Consider the following 9,829-nt stretch of genomic DNA (forward strand, 5'->3'; position numbering starts at 1 on the left):
TACGGCCCAGTACGAGGACGCTTCGCCGGCACGCCCAGCCGGGCGCCCACCGCCGCGCGCTGATCCGACGCGAATTGTCAGACACGCCCTAGGCGGGGCCGGAGTCAGGTCAGAGCTTCTCGGCCTCGTGGACCTGGTGGAGGTGGATGAGGACGTCGTGGGCCCGCCCGAGGGCGACGGAGGGCAGCGGGTCCTTCGTGAACGTGGACCCGGCCTCGTAGACGGGTCGGGCGGTGTCCAGCCAGTCGCGGACCACGCGCGGGGCGGTGCGCAGGTCGACGTAGTAGTCCTGGCGGCGGACCTGGTCCAGGGTGTACTCGTTCATGCCGGGCGTGGCCGCGGGCACGGTGTTCTTCTCCCAGTCGGTGCCGAGGGCGGCGCCCATGGTGAGGAAGGAGCCCCGGTCGAAGGTGAACCCGATGTTCAGGTACTCCGGGCCGAGGGTGTCGCGCAGGATCGCGCCCTGCGTCTTGGGGTACATCTCGGGATCGCTGGCCAGGTAGCCGACGTGCCCGTTGTGGGCCGAGAGCAGCATCCGGTCGCCGGTGTGGCGCTGCCACCACGCGGTGTTGTCGGCCATGGCCTGGTCGCGGAGGACCTCCGCGGCGTTCACCGAGGCCTTGTCGGTGAGTTCGAAGGTGGCGAAGGCGAAGGTCTGGGCGATGATGCGGGCGTGCTGCACGGCCCAGTCGTACTCCTCGCCGCCGGCGCCCTTGGCGGCGGTGACCAGGTCCAGCGCCTGCTGCGCCTTGGCGGCGTTCTCCTTCCGCTCGGCCACCGGCCGGTTCATCAGGTAGGCGACGGTGTCGTCGAGCGGGCGCAGGCCCGCGTACAGCCCGTCGACGCGCGCCAGGGCCGCGGGGTCGGTCTTGCGCAGGTAGGCGTCGACCCGGGCGAAGACCTCCTCGCCGAGCTTGGGGGCGCCGACGTCGTCGCCCATGAAGTGGACCGGGCGCTCCGGGTGCTGGCGGTTGTACTCGCGCATCCAGCTGATCAGGTCCACGAACTCCTGGCGCTCCCACGGTGATTGGCCCAGCTCGTCCTTGACGATCTGCCGGGCGTCGCCCTTGCCGTCCTGGAGGTACTTGTCGATCTTCAGGCCCGCCGACCAGCTCATCTCCAGGGCGAAGGTGGTGAAGCCCTTCTCCTGGACCAGGTAGCGGAAGACCCGCTCCTTCATGGTGAAGAACTCGTGCGAGCCGTGCGTGGCCTCGCCGAGGCCCACCACCTTGGCGTCCCCGACCATCGCGCCGAGCGCCCGCAGGTCGCTGGTGCTGCCGCCGGGCTCGGTCGACCGCAGCGGGTGCGCGGACCGCTCCAACGCGCGGACCACCGTGCCCCGTTGGCCGTCCGCCGCAGGGGCGGCGGAGGCCACCGGGGCCAGCAGCGCGGTGCCGACGGCCGCCACCGTCACCGCGATCAGTCCGCGCCGGCCGATCCGCCGCTTGTTCGCCGTGGTCATGATCTCTCCTCAGTTTCCTTGTCCCGAAAGCTCGGTGAGATGATCATCGTTCGCGGCGAGGGTGCGGCGCGCTGGGGCCGACCGCCGGGTTCTTCGGGGGGATAACCCCCGACCTGCGTCGATGCGGGCTCCGCCCGGTGGGTCAGAGTGCCGCGGCGCGGTGCGTCGGGCGGCCGTCCAGGACGGTGAGCAGCACGGGGACGTCCGGCAGTTCGGTGGCGGGGGTGGTGAGCGGGTCGGCGGCCAAGGCGGTGAGGTCGGCGCGGTGCCCGACGGCGATCCGGCCGGCCTGCTGCTCCTCCCCGGCCGCGTGCGCGGCGTTGACGGTCATCGCCCGCAGCGCCTCCAGCGCGGTGAGCGCCTGCCCGGGGTGGTGCGGCGGCTGGGTCAGGTCGCGGCTCGGGCGGCGGTGGCGGGCGCCGGCCAGCACGCCGAGCGGCGGGTAGGGGGCGATCGGCCAGTCCGAGCCGAGCACGACGGTGGCGCCCGCGTCCCACAGGTCGCGGCAGCGCCAGGCGCGGTCGGCGCGCTCCTCGCCGAGGCGGCGGGACCAGTTGTCGGTGTGGTCGGCCCGGGTGAAGTCGCAGCAGTGGGTGGGCTGCATGGAGGCGGTCACGCCCAGCTCGGCGAAGCGCCGCACGACGGAGTCCGGGACGGTCTCGATGTGTTCGATCCGGTGCCGGACGGTTCGCGCCCCGGCGGCGGCCGTCCCCGGGGCCTGTGCCGAGGCCGCGGCCACGGCGTCGAGCGCGTGGCGGACGGCGGCGTCGCCGATGGCGTGGGTGGCGGTCGGCACGCCGGCGCGGTGCAGGTGCGCGATGACGCGGGTGTACTCCGCCGGGTCGGGCCAGAACGCGTGGGTGGACTCGCCGTGGCAGTCCGGGCGTTCCAGCCAGGCGGTGCCGTTGTCGATGGTGCCGTCCATGAACAGCTTGACGCCGTCGACCCGCCAGAGCCGGCCGCCCCGGTGCTGCTGCTCGACGAGGGCGCGCAGCCCGTCCGCGTCCACCCCGGGCTGGCACCAGGGGGCGACCCGCAGCCGCAGCGGCAGGTCGCCCGCCTCGTCGAGTTCGGTGTAGAGGTCGAGGCTGTCGCCGTTCGCGTCCATCGCGTGGCCGCCGGTGAGGCCGGCGGCGGCCATGGCGGCGAGCGCGGCGGCCAGGCGGGCGCGGCGTTCGGCCCGGGTGGGCTGCGGGGCGGCGCGTTCGACCAGTTCGCAGGCGGCGTCCTCCAGCAGCAGGCCGGTGGGGCGCCCGGTCGCGTCGCAGACCACCTCGGCGGCCTGGGCGAAGCTGCGCGGGCCGTCGACGCCGGCGAGTTCCAGGGCGCGCGGGCTGGCCAGCATGGAGTGGGCGTCGAAGAGTTGGAGCAGCGCCGGGACGCCGTCGAGGACGGGCGCGAGCGCGGCGGACTCCACCGGCCGGTCGCCGAAGACGTTCGGGTCCAGGCCCCAGGCGTGCAGCCAGGCGCCGGGGGCGAGGGTGCGGACCTCGGCGGCGAGGGCGGCGCGGACCCCGGCGAGGTCGGTGCAGCCGGAGAGGTCGAGGCCGTGGGTGAGTTCGGCGCCGGTGACCGGGTGCAGGTGCCCGTCGACCAGCCCGGGGGTGACGACGGCGCCCTTCAGGTCGATCACGGTGGTGGCGGCGTCGGCGAGCCGGCGGATCTCCCGGTCGTCGCCGAGGGCGGCGATCCGGCCGTCGGCGACGGCCAGGGCGGTCTGCGGGAGGGGGCCGCCGGTCGCCGGGTCGAGCAGGCGGGCGGACAGGAGGGCGAGGGAGGTGCGCACATCGGCTCCAACGGTGCTGCGGGGCGGGGGAGTTGTGGGGCGGAGGGGTCAGTCTTTCCAGGTGAGGGAGCCGTCGGGCAGGCCGAGTTCGCGTTCGGCGGTGGCCACGGCGAGCCGGGTGACGGCGGAAGGGTGGTCGCGCAGGCCGGTGTTGGCGTGGGCGGCGAGGCCGTCGATCACGACCAGGATCTGAAGGACCGTCACATCAACGTCCTCGGTGCGGAATTCACCCTGGGTGACGCCTGCCTCGATGACGCCGCCGAGTCGTCCGCGCCAGCCGGCCTGCTGCTCCAGGACCCGGTCGCGCAGGACGGGCCGGTAGCGGCTGAGGTGGCGGGCGTTGAGCCAGAGCCGGCTCATGTCGTCGTAGGCCGGCCCGGTGGCGCGGGCGAAGAACCGTGCGAGGTGGTGCAGTGGCGACCCGTCGTGCGGGTCGGCGGGCAGCAGCGTCTCCAGTTCGGCGGTGGCGGCGCTGCCGAAGGCCTCGGCGACGAGGTCCTCGACGGCGGGGAAGTAGTGGCTGATCAGACCGGGGCGGACGTCGAGCTGCTCGGCGATCCTGCGCAGCGTGATGCACTCCAGGCCCTCGGTGAGGGCGACGGCGGCGGCTGCCTCGACGATCTCCGCCCGCCGGTCGTCGGCGGATTTGCGGACCCGTTTGCGCTGAACGCTTGACGTCATGTGCCGGATGCTATTGAGTGTGCGACCAATAAGCAAGCAGGTGGGCACGACACCCCCACGGAGGGCCCCCAATGGCGTCCACGCTCCCGGACCACCCCCACCCCGACACCCGCGCCGCCGCGCCGCTCCAGCAGGAGCGGGCCGGCCGGGTCGAGGTCCACGGCATCGACCACATCCCCGAGACCGAACGGCGCGGCCGCGCCCGCGAACTCTTCCCCGTCTGGGCGGCGGCCAGCGTCAACTACCTCAACCTGGTCGTCGGCGGCGCCCTCGTCCTGGCCGGGCTCGACCTGCTCCAGGCGTTCGCGGTGGTCGTCGTCGGCAACCTGTTCTGGCTGGGCACCGGCCTGCTGGCGGTCTCCGGACCGGCCGCGGGCGCGCCCAGCGAGGTCATCACCCGCGCGATGTACGGCGTCCTCGGCAACCGCGTGAACAACGCCGTCACCGGCTGGATGATCTCCGTCTGCTACTTCGCGCTCAACCTCGCCGCGGCCGCCGTCGCCGCGTTCTCGCTCGCCGAGCAGGCCGGGATCACCCCGACCACCCCGATCAAGATCGCCATCGTGGTGGCCATCGTCGTGGTGACGCTCACCATCAGCGTCTACGGCCACGCCGCGATCCTCCGGCTCTACCTGCCGATCACCCTGGCGCTCGCCGCCGCCTTCGCCGTCGTCGGGTACGTGGTGCTCCGGCACGCCGACTTCGGCTACGCGCCCGCCGAACCGCTCTCCGGCACCCGCCTGTGGTCCGCCGTCCTGGCCGGCGTCACCCTGATCGCCTCCGGCCCGCTGTCCTACACCACCAGCGCCGACTTCTCCCGCTACCTGCCGCACACCACCTCCCCGCGCGCCGTCCTCGGCTGGACGGCCCTCGGCGGCTTCCTGCCCAGCGTCGCCGTCGGCGGCCTGGGCGTACTAGCCGCCAGCGCCGTCGACATGACGGACCCGCAGGCCGCCCTCCAGCGGATCCTGCCCGGCTGGTTCGACCCGGTCTTCCTGCTCGCCCTGGTCGTCGGCACGATCGCGGTCAACGCGCTCACCGCCTACAGCGCCGGCCTCGCCCTGCAAGCCGTCGGCATCCGGATCCGCCGCACGCTCAGCGTGCTCGTCGACGGCACCGTCGCCGTCTGCCTCACGCTGTACGCGCTGCTGGTCTCCAACTTCCTCGACACCGTCAGCAACGTGCTCCAGCTGACCGTCGTCCTGCTCGGCCCCAGCACCGCGATCTACGCCACCGACATCCTGCTGCGCCGCAACCGCTACGACGGCCGCGCGCTCACGGACGAGACCCCGGGCAGCCCCTTCTGGTACCGGGCGGGCGTCAACCCGGCCGGTGCGCTCGCCCTCGCGGCCGGGGTGGCCGGCGCCGCGCTGTGCGTGGACACCCTGTACACCGGGCCGGTGGCCGCGCTCGTCGGCGCGGACCTCGCGCTGCCGGTCGGCATGGTCGTCGCGGCGGCGGTGTACGCGGTGCTGATGCGCGGGAAGCTGAACCGCCGGGGCGCCTGAGCGCCTGAGCGCGGCCGTCCGACGGCCCCGTCGAACTGCCCTTCCTCCGAAGGGTGCTGAGGGCGACCGGCCGGGACGCTTCCGGGGACCGCCGGTTGAACGGGCCCCGGCAGCCGGACAGAACAACCGGAGGACAGCCCAGCAGGGCGTCAGTCAGTGGCAGAGCCACGACCACCAGGGACCCGGTTAGAACTATCAGTGTCAGTGGCGTCCGTTAGGGTGCGGACCGGCGGCCCGGCCACGCGGGCCGGCGCGAGGTGAGGGGGCGTCATGACGGACGGTACCGAAGGGGCGGGGGGCGAGGAGGGCATCCGGTGGCTCGCGGACGCCGGGCGCTCCGTCGACGGCGTCCTGTTCGCCCGGGGGATACCGCCGCAGGAGCTCGCCCGCCGGATGGGCGCCGATCCGGCCGCCGCGGCCGGGCCGCTCAGCGGCACCGAGGTGTGGGACCTCGACATCGAGGCGTTCCGCCCGAGCGACGACGGCGACGGCGTGATCCGGGTCGGCGAGTCCGGTGACTGGTCCTTCGCGGTCGAGTACGGCGACTCCACCGGCGGCGAACGGCTCACCGAGATAGCGCGCGACGGGGTCGAGGTGGTCCACTTCCGCCCGATGCCGGACCACCCGCCGGCGCTGCTCGACTACGCCCGCGACGGCGCCGTGCTGTGCGGGTTCGGCCTCGCCGAGGAGCGCTGGCGCTGGGGCCGGGAGCCCGACCTGCTGGTCCCCGAGCTGGTCGCCGCAGGCGTCCTGGAGCCCGACGGGATCACCCGCGGTCCCGGGGGCGAGCCGCCCGCGGCCGTCCGCCGCCGCACCCTCGGCGCGGTCGGGCGGCGGTTCGGGCTGAGCCTGCCCCGGGCCGTCCTCGGCGAACTGCGGCTGCCGACGTACGCGGTGCGGGGCAGGCCGGGGATGGATCCGCCGGGTCGTTGAGCCGGGGCCGGCCCCGGGCCCGCCCCGGCCGCGCGCTGGACGTTTTGGACGCCCCGGACGCGTGTTCAGCCGGAGCGTGGCCCGGTCCGGGCGGCCCGGGCCTCCAGGTAGCGCCGCTCGGCGAGGCTGGCGGTGGCCTTCGCGGCGCGCCGGTAGTGCTCGTGGGCGCCGGCCGGGTCGCCGGCCTTCTCCAGCAGGTGCGCCCGGACGGACAGCAGCCGGTGGTGCCCGGCCATCCGCCCGTCACCGTCCAGGGCGGACAGCAGGGCCAGCCCGGCGGCCGGGCCGTCGGTCTCGGCGAGCGCGATCGCCCGGTTGAGGGTGACCATCGGGTTGGGCGCGATCCGTTCCAGGATCAGGTAGAGGGCGTGCACCTGGGGCCAGTCGGTCTCCTCGGCGGTGGCCGCGTCGGCGTGCGTGGCCGCGATGGCGGCCTGCAACTGGTAGGGCCCCAGGGTCGGGCCGGCCAACGCCGCCTCGGCCAGTCCGACGCCCTCGTCGATCAGCGCCCGGTCCCAGGCCTTGCGGTCCTGCTCGTCCAGCGGCACCAGGTCGCCGGCCGGGGTGGTCCGGGCCTCCCGGCGGGCGTGGGTCAGCAGCATCAGTGCGAGCAGCCCGGTCACCTCGTCGTCCCCGGGCAGCTGCGCGTGCACCGTCCTGGTCAACCGGATCGCCTCGCGCGCGAGGTCGGGGCGGTGCAACTCCGGCCCGGAGGTGGCGGTGTAGCCCTCGTTGAAGATCAGGTAGAGCACGTGCAGCACGACCCGCAGCCGTTCCTCGCGCTCCGCGCCGTCCGGCAGGGCGAACGAGCTGCCGGCGGCCCTGATGCGCTGCTTGGCCCGGCTGATCCTGGCCGCCATGGTGGCCTCCGGCACCAGGAACGCGCGGGCGATCTCGGCGGTGGTCAGACCGCCGACCGCCCGCAGCGTCAGGGCGGTCCGGGAGGCCGCGGTGAGCGTCGGATGGCAGCACAGGAACAGCAGGACGAGCGTGTCGTCGGTGTCCGGCACCTCCGGCGGCACCACCTCGGCGGCCGTCGCCGACTCCCGTTCGCGGCGCGCGCGGTCGCGGCGCAACTGGTCGATGAGCCGCCGGGCCGCGACGGTCACCAGCCAGCCGTGCGGATTGTCCGGCATCCCCTCGGACGGCCACTGCACGGTGGCGGCGAGAACGGCCTCCTGGACGGCGTCCTCGCACCCTTCGAACCGGCCGTACCGGCGAACCAAGGTGCCGAGGACCTGCGGCGTGAGCGCACGTAGCAGGTCCTCGAAGTCCGGTGCTGTCATGCCTCCAAGTGTCCGTCGGCGAACATCACCTGCCGCACCTCGACCCCCAGGCCCTCGATCGCGGTGTCCGGGATCAGCGCCGCCAGCGCGATCGCCCGCTCCTTGTCCTCGCAATCGATCAGGTAGAAGCCGCCCAGGTACTCCTTGGCCTCCAGGAACGGGCCGTCGGTCACCACCGGCTGGCCGTTGCGCACGGTCACCACGGCGGCCTGGGTCGGATCGACCAGTGCCTGGGTGGTGATCAGCTCCCCGGACGCCTTCAGCGCCTCGATGAACTCGCCGTGGCCGTGGCCGATCGCCGCCTTCTCCTCGTCGGTCAGCGCGTCCATCACGGCCGGGTTGATGTGCAGGCTGATCAGGAACTTCATCTCGTGCTCCTCGTGGTTCGCGGGCCCGGCTGGGCTCCTCGACCGGTGGTCGGAGCCGTCGCCGCGGTCTTGACGTCCTCCGCCGGACGTTCGGAGGAATCTTCGCGGCCGCAGCGCCACCTCGCACATCGCCCGCATCGGGAGGGCCGGGGGCCGGGGACCCCGCCCCGCCGTCACCCGGGAGTGTGATGGTCACGTCACATCGGGCGCCGCTACTGTGACCCGGTGGCGGAGCGTCACATGGAGCGGGTGGGCCGTCCCGGCCCGGTCCCGTCGGGAGGGGCAGTCATGAAAAGCACTCGTCGTGTGTTCGGATCGGTGCTCGCGGCCGCCGCCCTGGCCGCCTGCGCCCCGTCGACGTCGCCCGCCGCGGCCTCGATCGCCGCGCCGGCCGCCTCGGGGTCCGAGGGAGCGAGGGGAGCCGCGCCGGCCGCGGTGGCGAGCGGGAAGACGGCCTGGACCGGCCAGTTCCGCGGTTACGGGACGGACCAGTGGAAGCACGCCTGGGGCGCGGCCGACCAGGGGACGTGGGGCGGTTCGGACTTGAGCGCGGTCGACGACGCGGCCGCTCCCGGGGGCGGTTCGGCGCTCCAGGTCGTCTACGGGGCCGGGTCCTCCTCCAACCAGTGCGCCGACTGCCCGATCCCGGGCGGCGGCCAGTTCTACACGGATCTGACCAGCCTGGGCCTGTCCGCCCTGGCCCAGGGCAACACGCTGGACCTGAAGTACTCCCTCAAGTTCCCGGCCGGCCGGGACTGGGGCAAGGCGGGGAAGCTGCCCGGACTGTACGGCGGCAGGATCGGCGAGGAGTCGGGCGGCAACCACGGCGCAGGCTGGTCGACGCGCTACATGTGGCGCGGCGCCAAGGGCGTGCCGGACAACGGCGAGGTCTACCTCTACACCCCGACCAACTCCGGCCCGACCGGCTACGGGGTGGACGAGGGGCTCGGCGACTGGCGGTTCCAGGCCGACGGCGCGTGGCACAGCGTCGAGCAGCTGGTCGACCGCGGCACCGGGGACGTCACCGTCTGGTACGACGGCCGCCAGGTCTACGCGGCGCGCGGGGTGGCCTCGGGCATCGGCGGGATCCCCTTCGGCGGCGTGTTCTTCTCCACCTTCTACGGCGGCCACGACACCAGTTGGGGCCCGGCGAGTACCCAGCGTGCCTACTTCGCGGACTTCTCGCTGTCCTCCGGCGTCCAGCACTGACCCGTCAGCCGACTGTCACCGTCACGGTGAAGGCCCGCTGGCCGGGCGGGCAGGCCAGTGCCTCGCCGCAGGTGGTGCGGTGGGCGGAGAGACGGGCCGTGCCGGGGGAGGCGGCGAGGAAGCCGGCGGTGACCTGGCCGCAGCCGCCGCCCGGCCGGCAGGAGGGGGCGGGGGTGGTCGCGGTGGCGGTCGGACGCAGCGTCCGCGGGCTGTCGCCGGCGGCCGGGGACCAGTAGGTGCTGTGCAGCTCGACCCGGATGACGGTGCCGGGTGCCACCCGCACGGTCGTGCCGTCGGCGTGCTCGTCGAGCACCAGGGCGGGCGGGCCCGGCGCGGCGGGGCCGGTGTTCGACGAGCAGCCGGCCGCCAGGGCGAGCAGGGCGGCTGCCGCGATCGTTCGCACCGTCACGGCTCTCCTCCTTCACAGGGCGCGATGTTGTCGGGGCGCGGTGTCCTTGGGGCGCAGTGTCCTTGGGACGTGGTGCCGCCGGGGGGGGGGGGGGGGGGGCCCCCCCCCCCCCGGCGGGGGGGGGGGGGGGGGGGCGCGCGCACGGGCCCCCCCCCCAGGGGGGGGGGTGTTTGGGGGTGGCGCGGGG

Annotated in this window: 9 protein-coding genes; 3 read left to right on the top strand and 6 right to left on the bottom strand. The window is 74.4% G+C overall.

Features of this window, described 5'->3' with window-relative positions:
* Window positions 1-109: 109 nt before the first annotated feature.
* The 3 genes from ACFV61_RS31560 to ACFV61_RS31570 all read right to left on the bottom strand — a co-directional run bounded on the left by ACFV61_RS31560 (window position 110) and on the right by ACFV61_RS31570 (window position 3,929).
* On the bottom strand, window positions 110-1,462 hold the full coding sequence (locus tag ACFV61_RS31560) for an erythromycin esterase family protein (protein WP_380495334.1): 1,353 nt from the start codon (window positions 1,460-1,462) through the stop codon (window positions 110-112).
* A 142-nt stretch (window positions 1,463-1,604) separates the two neighbouring features.
* A complete protein-coding gene (locus ACFV61_RS31565) occupies window positions 1,605-3,248 on the bottom strand; it encodes an amidohydrolase (protein ID WP_380495336.1) in 1,644 nt (547 codons plus the stop codon).
* Between the two features lie 48 nt (window positions 3,249-3,296).
* A complete protein-coding gene (locus tag ACFV61_RS31570; RefSeq protein ID WP_380495338.1) occupies window positions 3,297-3,929 on the bottom strand; it encodes a TetR/AcrR family transcriptional regulator in 633 nt (210 codons plus the stop codon).
* A 71-nt stretch (window positions 3,930-4,000) separates the two neighbouring features.
* Here ACFV61_RS31570 and ACFV61_RS31575 point away from each other — a divergent pair, with 71 nt between their 5' ends.
* Together ACFV61_RS31575 and ACFV61_RS31580 are read left to right on the top strand one after the other, a co-directional pair.
* Complete coding sequence (locus ACFV61_RS31575) at window positions 4,001-5,437, top strand: purine-cytosine permease family protein (protein ID WP_380483590.1); 1,437 nt, start codon at window positions 4,001-4,003, stop codon at window positions 5,435-5,437.
* A 270-nt stretch (window positions 5,438-5,707) separates the two neighbouring features.
* On the top strand, window positions 5,708-6,370 hold the full coding sequence (locus ACFV61_RS31580) for a DUF6461 domain-containing protein (RefSeq protein WP_380495341.1): 663 nt from the start codon (window positions 5,708-5,710) through the stop codon (window positions 6,368-6,370).
* 65 nt (window positions 6,371-6,435) lie between these two features.
* On the opposite strand, the gene ACFV61_RS31585 is transcribed toward ACFV61_RS31580, so the two are convergent.
* Both ACFV61_RS31585 and ACFV61_RS31590 read right to left on the bottom strand, forming a co-directional pair.
* The gene (locus ACFV61_RS31585) at window positions 6,436-7,656 is read right to left on the bottom strand and encodes an RNA polymerase sigma factor (protein ID WP_380495343.1); all 1,221 of its coding nucleotides are present in this window, start codon (window positions 7,654-7,656) and stop codon (window positions 6,436-6,438) included.
* Entirely contained in the window at window positions 7,653-8,024 is a 372-nt protein-coding gene (locus tag ACFV61_RS31590; RefSeq protein WP_063350380.1) for a YciI family protein, read from the bottom strand. The genes ACFV61_RS31585 and ACFV61_RS31590 overlap by 4 nt, the downstream gene beginning before the upstream one ends.
* Window positions 8,025-8,312: 288 nt before the next feature.
* Between ACFV61_RS31590 and ACFV61_RS31595 the strand changes: the two genes are divergently transcribed.
* Entirely contained in the window at window positions 8,313-9,233 is a 921-nt protein-coding gene (locus ACFV61_RS31595) for a polysaccharide lyase (RefSeq protein ID WP_380495345.1), read from the top strand.
* Between the two features lie 4 nt (window positions 9,234-9,237).
* Here ACFV61_RS31595 and ACFV61_RS31600 read toward each other — a convergent pair whose 3' ends face one another.
* Window positions 9,238-9,642 carry a hypothetical protein gene (locus ACFV61_RS31600; protein WP_380495348.1) on the bottom strand — a complete coding sequence of 135 codons (405 nt, stop codon included), beginning with the start codon at window positions 9,640-9,642 and terminating at the stop codon, window positions 9,238-9,240.
* Window positions 9,643-9,829 lie beyond the last annotated feature (187 nt).

Origin of the sequence: Kitasatospora sp. NPDC059817 (assembly GCF_042731835.1) — a bacterium.
In the GTDB taxonomy this organism is placed as follows: domain Bacteria; phylum Actinomycetota; class Actinomycetes; order Streptomycetales; family Streptomycetaceae; genus Kitasatospora.